Origin of the sequence: Olivibacter sp. EAT-5 (assembly GCF_044784325.1) — a bacterium.
GTDB lineage: Bacteria > Bacteroidota > Bacteroidia > Sphingobacteriales > Sphingobacteriaceae > Olivibacter > Olivibacter oleidegradans.
In genome coordinates this window covers 2,509,080-2,530,770 of sequence record NZ_CP173028.1, presented here as the reverse complement: position 1 = coordinate 2,530,770, position 21,691 = coordinate 2,509,080, and the positions used below count along the sequence as shown (strand labels likewise).

Annotated in this window: 19 protein-coding genes; 4 read left to right on the top strand and 15 right to left on the bottom strand. The window is 38.4% G+C overall.

Annotated elements, in window-relative coordinates; translation table 11 throughout:
- Positions 1 to 34 precede the first annotated feature (34 nt).
- Positions 35 to 409, top strand: a complete 375-nt coding sequence (locus ACH11B_RS10360; protein WP_377613511.1) for a helix-turn-helix domain-containing protein — start codon at positions 35 to 37, stop codon at positions 407 to 409.
- A gap of 95 nt (positions 410 to 504) precedes the next feature.
- On the top strand, positions 505 to 2,244 hold the full coding sequence (locus ACH11B_RS10355) for a phospho-sugar mutase (RefSeq protein ID WP_377613512.1): 1,740 nt from the start codon (positions 505 to 507) through the stop codon (positions 2,242 to 2,244).
- Between the two features lie 48 nt (positions 2,245 to 2,292).
- Here the strand turns inward: ACH11B_RS10355 and ACH11B_RS10350 are convergent, their stop codons facing one another.
- Together ACH11B_RS10350 and ACH11B_RS10345 are read right to left on the bottom strand one after the other, a co-directional pair.
- Positions 2,293 to 3,192 carry a glycosyltransferase gene (locus tag ACH11B_RS10350; protein WP_377613513.1) on the bottom strand — a complete coding sequence of 300 codons (900 nt, stop codon included), beginning with the start codon at positions 3,190 to 3,192 and terminating at the stop codon, positions 2,293 to 2,295.
- 14 nt (positions 3,193 to 3,206) lie between these two features.
- Positions 3,207 to 4,643, bottom strand: coding sequence for a lipopolysaccharide biosynthesis protein (locus ACH11B_RS10345; protein ID WP_377613514.1), 1,437 nt, complete (start codon positions 4,641 to 4,643; stop codon positions 3,207 to 3,209).
- Positions 4,644 to 5,040: 397 nt separating this feature from the next.
- On the opposite strand from ACH11B_RS10345, the gene ACH11B_RS10340 reads away from it, so the two are divergent.
- The gene (locus ACH11B_RS10340) at positions 5,041 to 6,135 is read left to right on the top strand and encodes an acyltransferase family protein (protein ID WP_377613515.1); all 1,095 of its coding nucleotides are present in this window, start codon (positions 5,041 to 5,043) and stop codon (positions 6,133 to 6,135) included.
- Between the two features lie 24 nt (positions 6,136 to 6,159).
- Here the strand turns inward: ACH11B_RS10340 and ACH11B_RS10335 are convergent, their stop codons facing one another.
- From ACH11B_RS10335 to ACH11B_RS10275, 13 genes are all read right to left on the bottom strand, one after another.
- Positions 6,160 to 7,101 carry a GDP-L-fucose synthase family protein gene (locus ACH11B_RS10335; RefSeq protein WP_377613516.1) on the bottom strand — a complete coding sequence of 314 codons (942 nt, stop codon included), beginning with the start codon at positions 7,099 to 7,101 and terminating at the stop codon, positions 6,160 to 6,162.
- 83 nt (positions 7,102 to 7,184) lie between these two features.
- Complete coding sequence (gene gldM, locus ACH11B_RS10330) at positions 7,185 to 8,720, bottom strand: gliding motility protein GldM (protein WP_377613517.1); 1,536 nt, start codon at positions 8,718 to 8,720, stop codon at positions 7,185 to 7,187.
- A gap of 37 nt (positions 8,721 to 8,757) precedes the next feature.
- Entirely contained in the window at positions 8,758 to 9,567 is an 810-nt protein-coding gene (gene gldL / locus ACH11B_RS10325; RefSeq protein WP_377613518.1) for a gliding motility protein GldL, read from the bottom strand.
- 7 nt (positions 9,568 to 9,574) lie between these two features.
- On the bottom strand, positions 9,575 to 10,237 hold the full coding sequence (locus tag ACH11B_RS10320; RefSeq protein ID WP_377613519.1) for a hypothetical protein: 663 nt from the start codon (positions 10,235 to 10,237) through the stop codon (positions 9,575 to 9,577).
- Positions 10,234 to 11,310 (bottom strand): gliding motility protein GldN, encoded by a 1,077-nt coding sequence (gene gldN, locus ACH11B_RS10315; RefSeq protein ID WP_377613520.1) that lies wholly within the window; start codon positions 11,308 to 11,310, stop codon positions 10,234 to 10,236. Before gldN ends, ACH11B_RS10320 begins: the two co-directional genes overlap by 4 nt.
- Positions 11,311 to 11,348: 38 nt before the next feature.
- The gene (locus ACH11B_RS10310; RefSeq protein ID WP_377613521.1) at positions 11,349 to 12,671 is read right to left on the bottom strand and encodes an SUMF1/EgtB/PvdO family nonheme iron enzyme; all 1,323 of its coding nucleotides are present in this window, start codon (positions 12,669 to 12,671) and stop codon (positions 11,349 to 11,351) included.
- A gap of 203 nt (positions 12,672 to 12,874) precedes the next feature.
- Positions 12,875 to 13,957 (bottom strand): acyltransferase family protein, encoded by a 1,083-nt coding sequence (locus tag ACH11B_RS10305; RefSeq protein ID WP_377613522.1) that lies wholly within the window; start codon positions 13,955 to 13,957, stop codon positions 12,875 to 12,877.
- A 190-nt stretch (positions 13,958 to 14,147) separates the two neighbouring features.
- On the bottom strand, positions 14,148 to 14,780 hold the full coding sequence (locus ACH11B_RS10300) for a response regulator (RefSeq protein WP_377613523.1): 633 nt from the start codon (positions 14,778 to 14,780) through the stop codon (positions 14,148 to 14,150).
- A gap of 556 nt (positions 14,781 to 15,336) precedes the next feature.
- Entirely contained in the window at positions 15,337 to 16,728 is a 1,392-nt protein-coding gene (locus tag ACH11B_RS10295; RefSeq protein ID WP_377613524.1) for a UDP-glucose 6-dehydrogenase, read from the bottom strand.
- 152 nt (positions 16,729 to 16,880) lie between these two features.
- Complete coding sequence (locus ACH11B_RS10290) at positions 16,881 to 17,321, bottom strand: VanZ family protein (RefSeq protein WP_404274019.1); 441 nt, start codon at positions 17,319 to 17,321, stop codon at positions 16,881 to 16,883.
- A 22-nt stretch (positions 17,322 to 17,343) separates the two neighbouring features.
- Positions 17,344 to 18,438: a mannose-1-phosphate guanylyltransferase gene (locus tag ACH11B_RS10285; RefSeq protein ID WP_377613526.1), complete on the bottom strand. Its 1,095-nt coding sequence runs from the start codon at positions 18,436 to 18,438 to the stop codon at positions 17,344 to 17,346.
- Positions 18,439 to 18,469: 31 nt separating this feature from the next.
- Positions 18,470 to 19,387 carry an NDP-sugar synthase gene (locus tag ACH11B_RS10280; protein ID WP_377613527.1) on the bottom strand — a complete coding sequence of 306 codons (918 nt, stop codon included), beginning with the start codon at positions 19,385 to 19,387 and terminating at the stop codon, positions 18,470 to 18,472.
- 208 nt (positions 19,388 to 19,595) lie between these two features.
- Positions 19,596 to 20,366: a tyrosine-protein phosphatase gene (locus tag ACH11B_RS10275; RefSeq protein WP_377613528.1), complete on the bottom strand. Its 771-nt coding sequence runs from the start codon at positions 20,364 to 20,366 to the stop codon at positions 19,596 to 19,598.
- Between the two features lie 153 nt (positions 20,367 to 20,519).
- Between ACH11B_RS10275 and ACH11B_RS10270 the strand changes: the two genes are divergently transcribed.
- Positions 20,520 to 21,647: a DUF418 domain-containing protein gene (locus tag ACH11B_RS10270; RefSeq protein ID WP_377613529.1), complete on the top strand. Its 1,128-nt coding sequence runs from the start codon at positions 20,520 to 20,522 to the stop codon at positions 21,645 to 21,647.
- Positions 21,648 to 21,691 lie beyond the last annotated feature (44 nt).

Genomic DNA, 21,691 nt, shown 5'->3' with positions numbered 1-21,691 from the left:
TAATCCCATAAATCTAACCTAAATGCAGATAACTATGGACAAACATTATGGCCATATCATTGAAAAAATAATCAGGCGTAATGGTTACAGCATAAGCGAATTAGCTCGACTGACCAATGTTAACAGGCGGTCTATTTATAACTGGTTTAATCAGAAAAGCTTAAAACCTGAAATCATTTTCCGCATTGGTTGTGCGTTGAAGCATGACTTCTCGGAGGAATTTCCCGAATTGTTCACCGAAGATGAATTCCAAAAAGTGATCTCTCCGGAGAAAACGTCGTCTGATGAACTTCCCATTTTAAACGAGGGCGGAAGTACTTATTGGAAAGACAAATACATAAAAATACTCGAAGAGTATAACCGTCTACTTGTTAACCAGGTAAAACAGGATCCGAAAAGCAATAAGTAAAAGAAATTTTAACATTCCATTACATCTTTTTAGTAAAATTAATTATTTTGCAGTTCAGATTTACAAAACATAGGCTCCTTAAATAATACTTACTTATGGCAATTAGCACTTTGGATTCCGCAATTAAAGAAAAAATTGATCAGTGGCTGAACGGAAACTACGATGAAAGCACCAAAAAGTCCATTCAGCGACTAATGGATAACGAGGACTGGGAAGAATTAAACGATGCATTTTACAAAGAACTTTCTTTTGGAACAGGAGGATTACGAGGAATAATAGGGGTTGGAACAAATAGAATGAATATCTACACGGTTGGTAAAGCAACCCAAGGGTTAGCAAATTATTTAAAGAAAACCTATCCTGACCAACCGATATCAGTAGCAGTAAGTTATGATAGTAGAAACATGTCTATCAATTTTGCGCAAACTGTTGCAGATGTATTCTCGGCAAATGGTATTCTTGTCTATTTATTTAGCTCCTTAAGGCCTACTCCGGAACTGTCATTTGCTATTCGAGAGTTAAAATGCCAGAGCGGCGTTATGATTACTGCATCACATAACCCAAAAGAATATAATGGGTATAAGGCATACTGGAACGATGGCGGGCAGCTAATTTCTCCGCATGATAAAAACGTAATAGATGAAGTCAGCGCTCTTGCTATCGATCAGATACAGTTTGGCAAGAATCCCGCATTGATTCATCATATTGACAACGAGGTAGATCAGTTATATATTAACAAGTTGGCCAGCCTCTCGTTAAGGCCAGCAGTGATAAAGCAAGAAGAACAGCTTAAGATTGTATATTCGCCTATCCATGGTACAGGAATTACTTTAGTTCCGAAGGTGCTGGATAAATGGGGCTTTCGCAATATTCATATTGTTGAAACACAAGCAAACCCAGATGGCAATTTTCCTACAGTGATTTATCCGAATCCCGAAGAAGAGGATGCCATGTCCATCGGTCTGCAAGAAGCGATACAGCTCGATGCCGACTTATTACTGGCAACAGATCCTGATGCTGACCGCGTAGGCGTAGCGGTAAAGAATCTGGCAGGAGAATTTCAACTACTTAATGGAAATCAAATAGGCTCACTTTTAGTAGATTATGTTTTAAGCTCAAAGAAGGAGTTGGGCAATCTATTCCCAACTGATTACACTTGTAAAACCATTGTTACAACCAATTTAATCAGCGACATCGCTCGTAGTCACAACGTACAGTGCTATGAAGTGCTAACAGGATTTAAGTACATTGGCGAATTGATGACCAATCTTTTAAATAAAGAGAAATTTCTTGTTGGCGGAGAGGAAAGCTATGGCTATCTTGTCGGTGATTTAGTGAGAGATAAAGATGCTGTCGTATCGTGTGCTTTTATCGCCGAAATGACCGCTTATTATAAAAGTCAAGGGAAGTCGCTCTTTGAAGCATTAGTTGACTTGTATATAAAGCATGGTTTCTATAAAGAAAAGCTCATTTCTTTAACGAAAAAAGGTCAGAGCGGTGCTGAAGAGATTAAATTGATGATGCAAAAACTACGAACAGAGACACCGCGAACATTGGGTGGCACAGCTGTCGCCTTATTAAAAGACTATGAAAATGGAATAACGACTGATTTGACAACCAATACTCAAGAAGTTATATCTCTCCCCAAATCCGATGTTCTTCAGTTCGTTCTGACAGACGGAAGTGTAGTTTCCGCTCGACCATCGGGAACCGAACCAAAGATTAAGTTCTATTGTAGCGCAAAACTTCCGTTGGATGCCATAGAAAACTATCAAAAGATCAGCGAAGATCTAGATCAAAAGATCAACGAAATGATGAATGATTTACTGATATAATACAGATCAAATATGCTGGATAATCTTGGTTATTATCCAGCACATATTTTATTCTCGGTTCGCCTTCTTTCCAAACACGACTTTCATTTTTTCCAAGTTCATCGTATGTTTTATATATACCCTTAAACTGAATACCTTTAGTTTTTGCCATAACGATAGCTCGCTTCCATAAAGTCGAATCATATGCAAAGCATATCGTGAGGGCTCAAAGGTATTTAAATAATCTCTAATAGCAGCTCTTTTCTCGCCAAGTAGCTGATGGGCCGTTCCACCTCCAACCCTTTTTGCTTTTTTTATCAACTCTTGCATCGATTTTCGGGCAGGGTGAAATATTTTCACATCTTCACCATGTATGATAGAAAAACCGCAATCTGACGCTCTCCTCGCCCACTCGTAATCACCGCCCGAAAAGAGGTTTTCGTTAAAAAGTCCGACCTTGTCGAAAACATAACGATGGCTGAACATGTTACCAGTGACACAAGCTTTGCTCGCATTTATTGTTTCGGCTTGTTTAAAAGCGAATACCTTCTCATAAAGTTCTGCATCGGTTGGTCTTTGTTCATTCTCATAAAAAACTTCAATAGCACCACCAATGCGATCACATGGTTTGTCATTAAACAACCTAATTGCATTATATATCCAATTTTTATCAGGAATACAATCTGAATCTGTGAAGCCAAGTACATTTCCTTTAGCTAATCGAATGCCTGCATTACGCGCTGCATAAGATCCAGACTTCCCCTCATTTATAATGCAGAAGTTTTCCGGTAAATCATTGATTATTGGAGAAGGAGCCGAGTCGCTTGGATCATTGTTAACAACGATTACTTCAAACTTCGACATAGGCCACGATTGTTTTTTTAGATGGCTAATACACAAAGCAAGCCTGGACCAATCTCTATAGGTAGGTATTATAATTGATACGAAGGTATTTGATAATTCTTTCATTTAGCACGGAACATTTACTTCTTTTGAGGTTTAAGATGTAATATTAACTCTTGCCCGACCATTTTATATATTATTGCAGCGAAAACAGCTATCATAATTATACCGACTATGATGAAATTCACATTTGCTATATTAAGTAATAAGAATCCTATGCCATAAGCCATCGAGGAAGCTATCACAGGGGCCTTCACCTCATTTATTAATTCCTGGGTACTTATTTTAATATCCAATAGATACTTAAAGGCATATTGTGCAACTATCACATTGAAAATTTTATTAAAAAAAACGGCCCATGCTGCTCCGATGATCCCACCGATATAAACACCATAGGCAAGTGTAGGAATATAAACAATTGCTTTTACGATTTGAAGTTTCATTTCCAAGCCTGGTCTACCTAAGGCTCGTATCAAAACAGTATTGCTATTTACTAGCATCTGAATCATAATTGAGGCAGCCAATATCTGTAAAGGGATAATAGAAGCATGCCACTTCTCACCAAAAAAATTCAATACAAACGGTTCTGCTAAGGTAAAAAACAACAACATGACCGGAAATACAATGATACAATTGTAGCTTACGACCTTTAGATAATACTTTTTAATGGCTGCTGGCTCTGACTGCTTCTTACCATAAAGTGGATACATTACATTGTTTATAACCGCCATCAAGCGGCTTCTAAACAAATCGGTTAATACAAAGGCGAAAGAATATGCACCTAACAATGCCGCTGAAAGAAATTTTCCAATTAGCAAGTAATCAATATTGTTGATAATGTAGTTCACGAGATTCGTGCCGGATGCAAGCACACCAAATCCGAATACATCTTTAAAAGCCTGTTTATTCCATTGAAATTTCGGATGCCAGTTAGTAGCCTTAAAGTAAAATGGGATTGCGAAGGTTACGATAGCAAAAGAATTGAAAGCTAATGACCATACTCCCGCTCCGGCAAATGCAAGAATAATAGAGAGAATGCCTGCCACTATATTAGCGGCTCCTTCTATACTGGCAATTTTTTTAAATTCCATCTTTTTAGATAGCTGAGCTTTATTAACCAAGTTGATGGGGGTAAAAAGGATACCTAAACTGATCACAGGAATCAACAACCTTAACCGCTCTTCATGGTAGAACCCGACAGCTAGCGGGGCGATCACAAAACTCATCAGAAGAAACAAGGCAATTGACCATATCAATCCTGTCCAAAATGCGGTATGAAAATGCACGGGCTTTAAGTCCTCCTCTTTTCTTTGGATTAAAGCAGCGCCAAAACCTAAATCGGTGAGCACCTGTACAAATCCCGTAAAAACAGTAGCCATACCTATTAACCCAAATTGTTCCGGCAATAGCAATTTGGCCAATACTAACTTAACTATAAACGCGAAAGACTGATTAATTATGAGCTGAGCGCCGTTCCAAAAAACTCCTTTCAACACTAAACTTTTCGAACTATCCATTCTTCGTTTCTTTTTTGTGCTTTTTTCAGCGGTAAAACTAAGCGTTAAATTTCGAAAATAACATAGTGAGAAATGAACGTTCTTTTAGTGAGAAAAGAATTTAAAAAAGCAGGTTTTATGCTATTTATTTAATATGTCCTTATAGGAGAAAAATCGATATAAAACACCTTACACAGCGCACTTTAGCGGTTAAATTTCAAAAGAGTAACGGGCACATGTACTCATATTTACTCAATTTTACTCAAAAAGAAAACAACTGTCTGCAATTAAGCAAGACTGCGGATGTAAACACCTATGTTTGCAACATGATGTATCAGGAAAAGCTTGTAAGAACTAATAAAGCACGCAGTCTTTTAAGGACAGCTTTAAACTTTAGCGTAACAAGTTGAATTGTAATATGAAAGAAAACACTAAACGCCTTCAATTCCTAGATAGTTTACGTTTTTTTGCCGCTTTGGCTGTTATAATCCAGCATACATTTGAGCGCATATCTCCTCAATTTGGGTGGTTTTGTTCGAACTATTTTCAATTCGGTGCTTTTGGTGTTTGTTTATTCTTTCTATGCAGTGGTTTTATTATCCCTGTTTCGATAGAGAAACATCAATCTATTAAGAAATTTGCCATTAGTCGAATTTATCGCTTATATCCCATTTTCTTGGTCAGCCTCGTACTGAAAATATCATTAATCCTACATAGAGATGTTCACGGCGTTGATCCCTCCCTAACGAACATTCTAGCCAACGTTTCGATGCTCGCCAAATTTATCGGACAACCGTTAATTGAAGCTTCTTATTGGACGCTGAACTTAGAGATGGCCTTTTATATAATCGTCGCAATACTGTTTAAGTTAAATCTTCTCAAACACAGTGTTGCGCTAGCTGGTGCTGGGCTTTTGGGTGTTTCCTTGATAGGGATCGTAGGTATTCATATCCTACATCTTTTCGATGGTGGATGGCTATTGGCATTTTATTTAGCTACAATGTTTGTGGGCACTCTTTACTATAGATATTTACATCACCAGTTATCAAAAACCGCATTACAAGCAAGTGTTGCGACAGCGATAGTGACGTTGGTTATGAATAGCTATTTTGTTTTCGGTAGTCAGGTGCCTAACCCAAAAAATTTCGGTGGGGAGAGCTTTTTACCAGTTACTAACGCAATATTGACGGCCTATCTTCTTTTCACAGTTTGTTACTATTTTAGAAATAAATCTTATCCTCAGCTGTTCACCCATTTGGGAGCTATTAGCTATTCACTATATTTAAACCAAGCCATTATACTCACTTTAGTTTTGTCTAACATTCCAAACCCTGTACTAGCGAGCACCTTGGCTATCAGCCTAACATTTATAGTTTCGAATTACACTTACAAGTATATTGAGGTACCATTTATCAATGCTAGTAAACGGATCATTAGCGCACCAAAACCGGCAGAGAATACCACCTCGAAAAAACTAGCCAAAGCAGTCATTAAACCGTCTAGCGAGGTATAAGAACACGACTTTATTAGCTCTTTTTTATCGCTCCGCCCGGCTTTTCGATTGCAGAAAATCATGATAAGCCAAGGTAATTCCATCCTTGAGATCAACTTTATGCTTCCAACCCCGTTGATGTAATTTAGTAACGTCCATAAGTTTTCGAGGTGTACCATCTGGCTTGGACGTATCATAATTTATTTCTCCTTCGAAGCCAACCACCTCCTTGATCAATTCAGCAAGCTCTTTAATAGTCAAGTCTTTTCCGGTACCCACATTTATTAATTCCTTCTCAGCGTAATTTTCCATTAAAAAAATACAGGCATCCGCTAAATCATCCGCGTAAAGAAATTCACGCTTAGGTGTCCCCGTTCCCCAAATAGTAACCGAAGTGCTTCCTGCTACTTTTGCTTCATGAAATCGTCTGATCAGGGCCGGTAATACATGGGAATTTTGAGGATGGTAATTATCCCCTATTCCATACAGATTAGTAGGCATCACGCTTATAAAATTACATCCGTACTGATCTCGATAAGTTTCACACAGCTTAATGCCAGCAATCTTGGCAACCGCATACGGTTCATTCGTATATTCCAAAGACCCTGTCAATAAATACTCTTCTTTTAACGGTTGAGGCGCTAACTTTGGATAAATGCAACTACTTCCTAAGAACAACAGTTTCGTGATCTTTTGTAGGTAGGATGCATGGATAATATTACATTCCATTATTAGATTATCATACAAAAAATCTGCTCTATATGTATTGTTAGCAATGATACCGCCTACTTTTGCTGCAGCAAAAAAAACATATTCAGGTTTTTCTTTCTCGAAAAAATTCAGGACGCTCGCTTGATCGCGGAGGTCCAATTCAGAGGAGGTTCTTGTAATAAGATTTGAATATCCAGCGGATTTTAAATGGCGGGTGATAGCACCGCCTACCATTCCACGATGTCCGGCAATATAGACTCTTGAATCTTTTTTCATATTATAACGTATTGCATGAAGAGCCGCACTAGCGGCTCTTCATATCAGCAGGTTGTCAAACGAAACAGCACCGTAGACGATCACTAATTAGCAGATAAAGCCACTGCATTTAATTGCCTAGGTGTCTTATCTGGCCCAACAGCAATGATGTTGTCAAAAATCACGCGCGTGCCTGGTCCAATCCCACTTAAAGCTGATTTCATGGCAGCGCTTAAAGAATTACCACTGGTGGAAAGTACGATGGCATCTGCACGTGGTTTAGCAATAATCATGGTAAATTTAGTAATGCTGAATTTTGCATCAAAATCAAAATTCTCCAAATTTGCAAATAGCGCATTCTGGGCCTTTAAAGCTACAGAAGCCATGGTCCCACCAGATTTCCCTCCAAACTTTGCAATGGGGTCGGGAATCCGTTTCACTCTAAAATCCGTTGAGCTTAAGGTCTGTACTTTACCTGGCGCAATCTCTGCCGATACGGATATTTTAGCGGTTCCAGGAGAGGAGACCCGCGCTACATACTTTCCATTAGCACCAGACAAACTTCCACCACTCATATTCACTTTGATTTTATCTGCAGGGGTACCTGGAGCTGATACCGATAACGGGTTATCCACACCGATATATAATACATTCATTTTATCAGGAGACACAACTGCCGACGGCCGCGACACCTGATAGCGTTGTTCCGGTGTTCGATATTCCTTTACCGTTCCATCGGTTTGTTTAACTTTAACGATGCCCGTCCAGGTAAATACCCCTTCCCGAGAAGTATTCACGTTATAAACGCCTTTACCATTACTTACTTGTAAAGGGCTTCCATTCACGGAAATCGAAGGATCAGACTTCGAATCGTAGGCCGTTAGAAAAACTTCAGCTGTGTAGGGTTGCCCCTGAATCAAGTACGAACTGGGGGCTACCGCTACTGCAGCAAACTGGTCCAAGTTTACGACCGCCTGATCCATTTTTCCTAAGATCCGTTTCACTACATCGGATTCGGCATTTTGTGCATCAGTCTGTATTTTTGTTAAAATGGCCATCGCTGCCGTTAAAGGGGTTCCATCACCAAAATTAATCTCTTCCCATTTTTTCTTTCCATTCCCCCGTTTCTTTAGATCATCAGCCGCAACCAATGAGAAGGTTACGGTTCCTCTATCCTTTTCGTCCAATAATGCCAGTAGCTTCTGGCGTGTTTGATTTATTTTCTCCTTTAATTCAACACCTTTCTTTTGATTAAGCATCAAGCCTGGGGCTATGTCTGTATTATCGCGCTGTGATAAATCGCCAGTATCCTCATCATAACCTCCTCCTCGTTTTTCAAATTCCTTTTTTAACGTATTGATGTAATCGTTCAGCGTTGCTACAATCGCGCGCGCTTGTTTAGCCTTTTCATAAATTGGTCGGGCACGTTCAGGTTCTTCCTTCAGTTTGGTATTTTCAAAAGCGGCAAACAACTGTTCTACAGAGGTGTTTACATTCGCTCTTGAAGTTTCTAAACTATCATTTATATTTTTAAAGGCATCTAAAACGGTATCTGATACATTTAAAGCCAACATGGCCAGCAATACCAAATACATGATATTGATCATCCGTTGCCTTGGGGTCTCTCTTCCTAAAGCCATTAATTACCTGTTTAATTGTCAATGAACACTTGCCTAATTACATACGCGGTTGATTCATCGCGCTTAGCATGTTACCATAAACAGCATTAAGTGCCGCCAGATTTTTTGCCAACTTATTAACTTCATCTTTAAACATTTTGGAATCGTCTAAAGATTCATTGAAGTTCTGCATGGTAGCGCTCAAATGTTCATAAAACCGGTTCATGGATTGGAGGTGCGTGGTTGAATCCTTCAATTCACGCTCGTACATCGCATTTAAGGAACTTAGGTTTTGTGTCAATTTGTGTACTTGCTCGTGGTAACCACGTGTATCCGAATTGGATGAAGACATGGCGACCAGATTAGCCGATGCCTTTTCGAAAGCAGCACTTAAATTATCAAATTTTGATGAAGCTAAGCGTAGTTTTTCCGTAAACTCGTTAGCAGCAAAGGAAGCGTCGGACATGCTATTGATCGCTGTTACCTTATCATTAAAAGAGCGAAGTCCTTGACCTAAACTGGCAAGTGTTTCCGGACCAACCTGCGCATCAGCAAAGATCTTATCTAAGGCAATGGTAGTAGAATGAGCAGGGTTCTGTATTGCCTGACGCGTGGAAACTTTAGGTAATTCGCCCTGATAGTCGTCTGCTAACTCAGGATATACGCGTTCCCATTCAGGTTCTTTCGGCGGGGGATTTAATCCCATTAAAAAAAATAAAAGCGCTTCTACACCCAAACCTGCACCGATCATGTAATTCGCCATAGTCCCACCGATATGGAGTATCTTAAACAGGGCTCCTAAAATGACCACACTTGCTCCCCAAGAGATCGCAACGTGGAGCCAATTTGAATTTTCTTTCTTCTTCATACATTAATTATTGGAAATATTTATTATAGCTTTTTTTAAAAAAAATGTAGGATATGCCAACCTGCACATTTAGTCCGGGAAGCACATTATACGGAAAAGAATCTAAATCATCTCGCAGGTCAGGGATCTCAACAGGATCTTTTTCATAAATTTTTATTGCAGTTGATGCTAGTGGAATGTAATACCCGACATTAACAGCCATATTCAATCGTTGCGACAAACGTAAACCATTAACCCCTGTACCAATATAGGGCCTAAATTTCCCCCATTCTACCACATAGTCTGTTAACTGATCAGACGTTTTGTTCGATCCTACGTAACGTTCAAATTTGTTTTCAAAAAAATAGCCCAACCCGGCACTAACAATCCACTTACGGGCTATCCAACTATCTTTACCAACAAGAGGTTGCCAATCAGCCAATAAAGTCACGTCAGAACGATTGATTTCAAACACCCTTCTACCAAACTTCATTTTAGCAGAAGGAAAAACACTTGCTCCTAAACGGATGTTGAATGCATCTGAAATCGGATAAGCCCCCTCAATCCCGATCCCTCTTGTTCCTACCTGAATACCAACAGCTGGGTAAAAGCTGGAATAATCTTCCCAAACTTGCGCTTTTACCTGTAGACCGGCAAGTATGGTAAACAAAAACATCAAAACTTTCTTCATTGCTCTTCTCCCTCCTTCTCTCCGGCTTGCTGTTCAGTGCCCGAATTAAGCTGCCGAGGCTGTTGTATTTCCTCTTTCACTGGCGACTTTTCTTTTTGTGAATGCTGATCTGTTGACAGTAAGTCCTCCGGATTAACCCCTTTAGGGTTCCTCCATAATCGTGCTTTATAAAGCTTTATTTTATCTTCTATATCGCCAGTTACAGCCGAATCTTGGCTTTGCTCGCCCGTGGCGTATTGCATTTGTTGACTAGGCGACGATTGCCTGACGATCTTACTAGCGAATTTACGTTGAACAAACAGGTCATCCATCGTCATATCGTACAATTCCCTATCCGGGTCTGACACATCAATCTGAACTAAGGTATACCTCAATTGCGGAAAGTAAAGCCAAAAAGCCGGCGTTTCACCTACTGATTCTGCTAGTTCTTCCGACGTATTAATGGTCATCAAAGGTGCGACTCCGATAATCCTGGTTTCTAGCTTCCCTCGTTGTTTATCGAAGAAAATATCCTCTTTAATACGGAACTTTGTTACTTTTTCGGGATTGAATTCATTCAACGTCATTTGGGCATCGATCTGATTCCCTTCCTCATCGAAAATAGGAACCAGTACACTATCCGTAAAACGGGCTTCGCCTTCTCTTGCTGTCAATTTAGTTTTGAAACCATCATCTTCCGGGTTATACGGCGTTAATTTACCTTCTTTAATACTTTTCATAATGGCCTCCATCAGGGAAGCTCCGGGAATGGCAAAGATGTAGTTTTCCTTATCCTTCAGATCGATATCTCTCCAAACACGTTTATAGAATCTGATATTCTTCGGATTAACTTTTGGATAAGCAAAAGGTACGGCATCATGCAGATCATTTACTTGATAATAGCCGTCCGTTTGCGGAACAGTGTCTACTAATAAGGCACTGTTATTGCCTTGAACGGAATCTGGTAAAGCAGTCCAGTTAGACGTGCTGTTATAGCCCGTCGTATCAAGTGGTTCTTGAGCGAGTACCCCAGAAAGACAAAAGAACCCTAATATAGTCATTAAAAACGTTTTCATCCTATTTCTTTTATTCATTTTTGCTCGTTTTATAAGCATTTATGTACCTTCGGCGCTTAATTTTTATATTTTCTGGTTTTTACTTGCGGCGTTGTCATTTCAAAAGCCGACATTACACATCGGAAACCAATATAAGAATGGGCTTCGTCTTGTTGTTCGTAATTTCTTGTATCGCTATCCAGCATGCCACCATTATCCTTCCAAGATCCACCTCTCACCACTTTTCGTTTCAAGGCATAGCTAGCGTTATCATCTGCGTCATATAGTAAAACGGGATTTAAGTCATTAACAAATTCAACGGCTGAAGGACTAAAAGCATCCAACGTCCATTCAGACACATTTCCAGCCATGTTATACACCCCAAAAGCATTTGGTGTATAAGCTTTTACCGGAACGGTAAATGTAGATCCATCTCGCGAATAGGTACCCTCTCCCTGTTTAAAATTAACGGCCAATTTTTTCTTATCTGATTTTCGATCCTTTATCGTTAAACGGGTACGTCGGATTGTATCGGTAGGGTCCAATTTTCCTTCGGCTGCATATTGCCACTGGGCTTCCGTAGGCAAACTGAAGGTTAGCTGGTAGCCTTTTAAATAAGAATTCTTCTGTAAACTGGCCATAATTTCCTTCCCCCGCCAATCTGCATAAGCTCTGGCTTGTTTCCAACTGACACCTACAACAGGATTATAGTCAAACGACTGGTGATCAAAATAATTTGCATCCATTGCGGTCATCTGTGCATTTGGAAAATCTTTGGACCAAATATTATCAACAGGCATGACGTGGACTGTATCCGTTACATATTGATTATTATTTATACCGTCCATTTTGAGGTAAGAAAACCGATAAATCAACAGCTCCTGATTCAATACCCTTTTACCTCCTTTCATGGTCATTAAGGGACGTAATTTTTCTTGAATTTCAGGATTTTTATTTTGCCATAAGGGTGAATTCTTTTTAACGACGCTCCAATCAATTAATCTTTCTCCTTTCACGTCATTCGAGTCATCTGCGGCCTGTTCTAAGAAATACTGATCATCTTCTAAATAATCGACTACAGCAATCGAATCGGCAACCCAATTGACAAATTGGCGATACTGTTTATTGGTCACCTCTGTTTCATCAATAAAAAATGCACTTAAACTTACATTTTTCCCCACGTCGCTACTATCCTGCGAACTTTTGTAAAAAATTGTTCCTGAAGGAATGTAGACCATACCCGGAGGTGCAGGTAAGCGATTACCTCGAAAGGTTGAAACTTTCGGAGCATCGTACAACCGGTTCGATTTACAGGACGTCAATAACGACGTCCCGATCAAAAAGCTCCAAAGAGCGATAGGCTTAACCGCCGCATTGATTACTTTTATTGCTTTTAACATAGGTATCTATTTTACAACTCTGTACACTCAAATTTATAGCGAATAACACAATTCTCTACAAATATGAAAGATTATACCACTTTTGCAAAAAGTAAATTCACTTTTTTATCCAAAATGATGGAGAATTGTATAAATGTGTATAAACACAGGCATACGTCGTTAGATAAGACAGTAAGGTGTAATTAAAATGTTAGAAATTTGAATTACTGAACTGGAACTGTTTGCCAAGATGCATCATTTTTAGGCAAACTTTTTTTCTTCTTTAGCCGTTCGCCGAAGAGCAATTTTGTCAGAAAGGGTATCCTATTGCATAGTAATCGAAACACAATAGGTAAACTTAAGCCCAAAAACAAAGATGTAACAAAATAAATATTGATACTTTCTACTCCTAAAAGTTTCAAAGATATCCGCCCTCCTGCTGTTCCAAATGGATGATAAAGAAATATCTCATACGAATAACCGCCTAACCAAGCAAGGGATTTGTTGTTAAAGCGCATTCTTATTAACGTAATTGCCCCACTAATTCCAACAATGACAGTAAGCGTCTTCACTATTAAAGCATCATCCCAATTACCCTCAAAATAGATATATTGCTGAAAAATAAAGGACAGGAAAAATATGGCTGACACGCCAAATAGAAATTCCTTATTATAGAATAGTTGATCATAAAACCGACGTAGTCCTAATCCTAGCAAAAAGAACACTAGTAAAAAGGGAACTCGATCTAAGCTGAAAAAAGGAAGACTAATAATATCCGAGAGAAATAGCACAATGCTGAATAAAAAAATAACGAGCCAGCTAACTATACTGTTCATCATGGCATTGTGTTCAATATAAGTGATGATGATAAATACAATAAACATCCCTTGCACGAACCAGAATTGACCATAAGGCAAAACGAATGGCTTCCAAAATTCATCTATTGAGAGATGCGCGTTCGTTCCGGGCGTGATTGCCTGGAAAACACAAAAAAAAGTTGCAGCGAAAAAAAAAGGCACCAATAACCTTGCCACTTTCCTCTCCAAAAATGTCCTTTCCCGCCCTAAGGATAGCGGCTTCATGGCATAAACAAAGCCCGAAATTACCGTAAAAAGTGGCATTCTAAGATATTCAAATAAATAGTAGAAATATCGTAACCAGGAGCCGTCGTCTACTTTTAATCCGTTCGTTTGATCACTTCCAATAACATGTCCCGCTACCATGAAAATAATGGCTATTCCTCGCAGACATTCAATCCCTTTGTCTCGACCTTGAATTAATAAATATTTCGATGAGTTGTTTACCATGAGCTTATCAGTAAGTTCCTTAAAGTTCTGTTACAAAAGTATCCTTTGCAGCCTTCTCCACAATACTCAATTTACGAGCTAAATTTCACAGTGTTAATTATATATCACAAAAAGTACTCATTATCGTGATACGATTTTACAATTAAGTCAAAACCCTTTAGTCTTTTGATACGAATTTTTGGCAATAGGTTCAACTTATTACTTTAACAATATTGCGCTTTATAGCTTCTAGTACTAATCCTGTCCTACTTTTCACATTGAACTTATTAAATAAACTAGCGCGATATCCGTCGATCGTTTTAATCGAGAGAAACATTCTCTTTGCAATTTCATGATAGTTCAGGTCACTACAGGCAAGCTCCAAAAATTCCATTTCCCGCTCAGTCAATAGAATCGGACTTAGCGTTTCCTCCGTGTTCTCTACCTTGATGAGATGCGAGTTGTAATAACCCTTCTTCCAAATTTCAGTGAGGGCGAGCTTCAACTCTAAGGTGTTCATTGTTTTTGGCAGGTATGCGCAACATCCTGCGCGAATCATTTTTAAAACACTGAACGAATCATTTAACACCGATAAAGCGGCTAATCTAATATCAGGATAGGCTTCTTTCACTGCAATAACAACGTCCGCCCCACTCATATCAGGCATTAGCACGTCGATAAGTAAAATATCGGGGTGGCTATCTTGTCTTCGAAGCTTTCGCAGTAAATCTTTCCCATCAGAAGCATAGAGAACAACTTCCATGTCAGTCAGATTGTTAATCAACGTTATTAATGACTCTAAAAATAGCGTTTGATCGTCTACAATACCAATACTTATTTTCATTTGCTTCCTTTCTAAAAAATGATTAGTTCACATGCTTCATTGCATTTGTAATTAGATAATATATAATATTTTTTACATCACATTCTCAAATCACTATTAAGCAGAACTAATTTCTTCTTATTTAGCTATTGCTTGTTCAATATGTAGCTAAAATTAAATCAATCTTAACACTGATTTTTAGGTTTTGGAAATCAAAAATATCGAATAATATTGTTTCAGGCAATTACGATCTGTTTAAGTAACACGTTGTAGAAAGCTCTTATACATTTTTTTACACGGTTGCTCCATACTCAGCAATGATGAATTTCAGATGATAAATCCGTTATTCAAGCTGCTCGTATCGTCTTAAAGAAATCATTATTGATCATCATTTCATCTACGCCCCACATTAGATTAAAAAAAAATTTAGTGAGTTGGTACTAATGCCAAAAAAATGAAACTATATGTTTATAATAATCATGCAAATCTGTATACTAAAGTGTTGGTTTATTTGTTAGTCTATAGCAAAAAAAAACCACCCGCTAGCGGGTGGTTTCTAATAATCCTTTGCAATTATTTAACTGCCGATTGCATGTACCTGAAATCCTATTTCTTCCAATTTTTTCTTATCTAGTAAATTTCTGCCATCAAAAATTTTTGCAGGCTTCAACATGCTATCGTAAATACGCTGCCAATCATAGTCTTTAAACTCATCCCACTCCGTTAGAATTGCTACTGCATGAGCATCCTTACACGCTTCGTAAGGGTCATTCTGAACCGTAACCAAAGTTTTATTCTCTTCAGTCGATCGAGTAGCCAAATAGTCTAAGTCAATATAAACCTGTTGTTCAACCACTTTCGGATCATAAACTGCTACCTGCGCTTGTTCATACAATAAATGATCCGCCACATAAATCGCAGCAGACTCTCGCGTATCATTGGTATCCTTTTTAAAAGCCCAACCTAAGAATGCAATTTTTTTTCCATTCACTGTGTTATAGAGCGCTCGTATAATTTTATTGGCAAATCGCTTCTTCTGATGATCATTCATGATGATTACCTGTTCCCAATAATCCGCTACTTCAGTTAGGCCATAACTTCTAGCAATATACACAAGATTTAAAATATCTTTCTGAAAACAGGAACCTCCAAAACCGACTGAGGCTTTTAAAAATTTAGGGCCAATGCGACTGTCTGTTCCTATCGCTCGTGCCACTTCGTTAATTTCCGCTTCTGTATGCTCACACAGTTCGGATAATGCGTTGATTGAAGAAACTCGTTGAGCCAAAAAAGCGTTTGCTGTTAACTTAGATAACTCAGATGACCAAACATTGGTCGTAAGGATCCGCTCCCTTGGCACCCATCGACTGTAAACATTAACTAGGGCTTCGATCGCAGTCTTTCCCTCTTCATCTTGATCACCGCCAATTAAGACACGATCCGGTTCTAACAAATCTTCTACGGCCGTTCCCTCAGCCAAAAATTCAGGATTTGAAAGAATTTGGAACCGAACACCATTACCTGTATGATGTAATATATCTCGCAAGGTACTAGCCGTGCGTACTGGCAATGTCGACTTTTCTACTACAATCTTATCCGTAGTACTTACTCGGGCAATTTGCCTAGCACAAAGTTCGATCCATTTTAGGTCAGCAGCTTGTCCTTTTCCCGCACCATAGGTCTTAGTAGGCGTATTTACAGAAATAAAAATCATATCTGCCTCGTCTATAGCTTTGTCTACCTCAGTTGAAAAGAAAAGATTACGACCGCGGGCCTCAGCCACAATATCGCTCAAGCCAGGTTCATACACCGGGATCTTATTCACATCCTGATCGTTCCAGGCAGCAATCCTTGCTTCATTAAGGTCAACCACTGTTACCTGTATGTCCGGACATTGTTTGGCTATTACCGCCATGGTGGGGCCACCAACGTAGCCCGCTCCAATACAGCAGATTTTTTTTACTGTCATTTTTATAAACGGGATTAAATTTTAGTAATTAAATTTCATTTATTCACAAGAGCTCTGCCGCAAAGATAGAAAAAGTCTACGGGCGAATTCAAAACACGATGTTACATTTATTGCACGAAAAATACCCAAATTCTGCGGAAAAGTCATCCTGCCTATGATCGTGTTACACTACTACGTATAGGCACACGTCTTACACCATCAATTATAATAACACCTAAAAGAACACCAAAAGTATTAAATATTAAATCGTCTACATCCGGAACTCCGACCCCCATAAAGTACTGACCAGCCTCAATACAAAAACTTAAAAAAAAACCAAGAAACAATATTTTTCCGTAATGTTTAATCCCGAATACAATATATAAAAATAGTGATAAGGGCGTAAACATCACAATGTTTCCTATTACATCCAAATAGACGTTGCTCAGATCTCTCATATGTGTATATAAATACCACTTCGTTCGAAAAGGAACTATTCTTAGATCCTCAAGGTGCCGTCCCCACATTGGGCTAGGTCGTCTTGATGCGAAAAAAACCACATAAAGTAAAATAAAAAAATACAGCACACACCAGACTCTCCAAATCCATTTCATGATACTATCCAAAGTGGTAGAATTAAATATAACTCTCTCCAAATTGTTTCGCCGCATCAGCTACAACTTGTTTAACTTCTTGCTCGCTGTCGATAGGGCAAATCAACAATGTATCGTTTGACTCAACCACTATATAATTATGTAAATTCTTCAGTACTACTTTCTTATAACTTGGTACGTTCACCATGCAATTGCTGCTGTTATAAAGAATTATATTGTTGGCATCCGGTATTAATACGTTACCCCTATTATCCTGTTGGCTTAACCCATAAACGGAAGTCCATGTGCCCAAGTCAGACCATCCAAAATCGACGGGAAGGACATAAACCAATTCGCTCTTTTCCATGACGGCATAGTCTATAGAAATATTTTCGCACATAGGATAATACGCTTCCAAGAAAGCCTTTTCTTCAGGTGTGTTGTATTTTTCCCTTCCCACTAAAAATATGGCATTTAGCTTTTCTTCATGTTTTTCCAATTCGGCAAGAATGGTCCGCACATTCCAAATAAAAATACCTGCATTCCAGAGGTATTTATCACTAGCTACATACTCCTGTGCTACCTGTAAAACAGGTTTTTCCCGAAAAGAAGCCACCTTGTTAAACTCTGTAAATCCATTCAGCGTTTCATCACTAATCTGTATATACCCATATCCCGTATCAGGCCGAGACGGTTTTATCCCTAAGGTAATTAAAGCATTACTGTTTTCAGCTGCATTTAATGACCGCTCAATATCTGCTAGAAAACGCTCCGTATCTTGGATCAAATGATCGGAAGGTGCAATAACAAGTGTTGCATTCGGATTTAACGCTTCTAATTTATGGCAAGCATAAGCGATGCAGGGTGCTGTATTGCGCATGGCTGGCTCACCGATAATTCTGTTCTCATCAGTAATTCCCAACTGTTCTTTTACTAGTCCAACATACCTATGATTCGTCAGCACATATATATTTTCTTCAGGAACAATTTGTTTAAATCGATCATATGTGCTTTGAATTAATGTTTTACCTAAACCAAGCACATCAATGAACTGCTTAGGAAGCGATGTTCTACTAACTGGCCAAAAACGACTACCCACACCGCCGGCCATAATTACAACATAATGGTTTTTATTCATATATATCTTTTATTACAGAATGAAAAAGAGCTTAAACAGTTAATTCTTTCCATAAATCTTTAGGATAGGCACCCTCTTCTATCAGGCTGGAAAGTTCCTTCTTCACTAACGGCTTATCTTCTTGATAGGTTACTCCAAAGCAAGGCGCATCAATCGGAATCACCTTAAAAGTTGCCATACCCTGTTGCAATATAACTTGTGCGGCTTCAGGTATTAAAAACTCAGCCTTCGGATCCATCCTATTCTGTTCAACAAAAGTAATAAATAAGGGCTCGAGTAAAGAAAATATAGCTGGCGTAAAGCCCCAGAAATTCATTGAAACAAGATCGTCTACTTCCAGTTGCCCAGGTGTTCCATCTTCTTGAACAAACTCAATGGTATTTGCAGCTTTTCTATAAACTTTTGCTCGCTCATCTAATCGTTTTAATTCGCCACTATCTGATACAGCGCAAACGCCCCTTGTTACCGGACCACTATCTGATAAAGTCTTATCTATCTTATATCCTAATAATGCAAAGTGATCATCTTTCGCATCGTTCGCTAAAAAATTCGCCATCTGCTGAAAGGCTACTAGACTATAAAAATCATCGGCATTAATTACGCAGAAGCGCTCTTTTACTAAATTTCTGGCTGCCAACAGTGCATGTCCCGTTCCCCACGGTTTACTACGTTCAATATAATCGCTAAAACCGTATTCTGATAACTGAGGTTCTTGAAAAGCATATTCCACTTTTACTTGATTTTTTATAGAATTTGCAAACTTTTCTTCAAAAACGCTTTGATGTTCTTCCCTTATAATAAAACATACTTTTCCAAAGCCTGCACGTATTGCGTCAAAAATGGAATATTCCAAAATTGTCTCGTTATTTGGCCCAAAACCATCAATTTGTTTGTTTCCTCCATAGCGGCTTGCCATTCCTGCGGCCAGAATTACTAAAGTCGGTTTCATTTTTCGTTAATTTAATCAATTTTATTATTAGAAAAAAAATATTAGCCCCTTCATTTTACAAATAATCTCGCTAATGATATATCGGGGATGAATATCGGCAAATAATATTTTTTTTGTGTGAGGTGTACATAAATTGTATATAAACGGAACCCTTTTGAGTATTACTATCCATTTAAAATCAGCAAATAAACGTGCCTTGTCAACCCAGCTACAACAGCTCATGATTTCTTAACCGAAGGCGTCCTAGATCTTTGTAAGCGTTTCCACTTTTAACATATTTGAGAATTTTATGTAATTGCCTATCATGATGCAGATCTGTCCCTAAAAAATCATACATGCTGTTTTCGATTAAGTAATGGGCGGCCTCTGCTGCTTTCTGTCCATAATATCCAATCGGAGAAAGTAAATTTAACTGTAATGCGCACCCCATTTCCTTCAGTTGATGGTACATTATTAGCCTTGAATGATAAAAATTATAGCGCTCAGGATGAGCTATAATTGGCCGATATCCTCTTTCAACAATGTTTGCAATTGTTCGCTCCAATTGAATAGGTTCAGCCAACCAAGGTACTTCAACCAGCAAATGATTGGTGGGAAACGGTCTTAAATGCCTTCTATCCAAGAGCAAATCAAATTTTTCACCCAGCATATATTCTGCTGATGAATGTGTATAAACATCTCCCAAACCAGCCTCTTCCATTTCAGTATATAATTTATTGTGGGCATAATCTATTGTTTCTTGCGTATTAGGAAATACCTCATCGTATATATGGGGTGTCAATATGAACTCTTTCAAACCAAGAGACAAAAGCTTTTTTAGAAACAGCAACGATACGGAAACGTTTGGTGCTCCATCATCAATGCCTGGCAGCAGGTGTGAATGTATATCAACTCCAACCCACTCTAGATTCGCATGTCCGCTTCGTCTAAACAAATTAAACATCACCGTTCTCCTCATCAACATAAACGATTTCCGCATCAGTATATTGTACTTGTTTTTTGCCGCTTATCTTTGTAAGCGTTGTACATAGCTAACCAACACTTCCCACCCTTTCGTATAATTGCCCGTTTTTATATCAGTTAGTATCCATAACCTCCATTAATTGTTGCTCCAGCTTACCTTTGTATTACCATGGCCGATACCTTGTTAAAAACTGATTCATCACGAATTTCAATCCTTGATATTCTTCGGGGCTTCGCCTTGTACGGAATTATCCTTGCTCACGCGGCATCTATATATCTTCTTGAATTACAATCCGAAGGAAAAAAAATCGGCAATGAAACGGACCTTTTAATCAAGAGTTTCTTAAGTTTTTTCGTAGAAAGAAAATTTTACTTAATATTTTCCTTCTTATTCGGCTTAAGCTTTTATATCCAATTTAGAAATGCTAAAAGAAAGGGTCAGCCATTTACAATCAAGTTTATATGGAGGCTGTTTGTTTTATTTATTATTGGTTTACTGCATAATCAATTTTATGCTTTTGATATATTGCATATCTACGCCATTATCGGTTTGTTACTTATTCCTGTTAGACATCTGAATCAAAGACATCTTCTATTCATAATAGCAATTTTAGTTGTTGCAGCTTGCTTATCTTCCGAATTCGGCCATCATATTAAAAGTTCTTCTTCCATGTCCTTAATAGCCAATTTAGGCTTCTCGCAACGTATTATCCATCAATTATCGTCCGGTCATTTCCTGATGATTCTTAGCTTATTCTATCTTGGTTACTGGGCCGGTACAGTTGATCTATTTAATGCTAAGGGTTTTCGTACTGAGCTATTAAAAAAATCCTTACTTCTGTGGTCGCTTGCACTTGGCGTGTTTTTAATTATTGGCAGTACGTTATATTATACAGCTACGTTGAGTGCCTTAAAAAGTCTATGGCTTTCATTCTGCTACATCGGCGGCATCTGTTTACTTTATTGGTACAGAAAAAAATGGCGGCTTTTTTGGTCAGCCTTGGAAAATTTAGGCCGCATGGGTTTAACGAATTATGTATTACAAACTTTTTTCTTCTTTCTTCTCTTTGAATTTGGCTATAAACAAGTAAAAAATGGAGAATTGCTTTCCATTATCATATTAGCCAACTTATTCTATTTTGCACAAATCATTTTTTCGATTTATTGGTTCAAAAAATTCAGCTTTGGCCCGCTTGAATGGATCTGGCGAAGCACTACCAATTTATATAAAAACCAGCCTCTTCAAAAAAAGAAATTACATTCAATGGTAGAACAAGACGCACCACTTAGCCAATAAGACAGCATTGATCATTCCGAATCTATTCCGTAAGTTTGACCTCC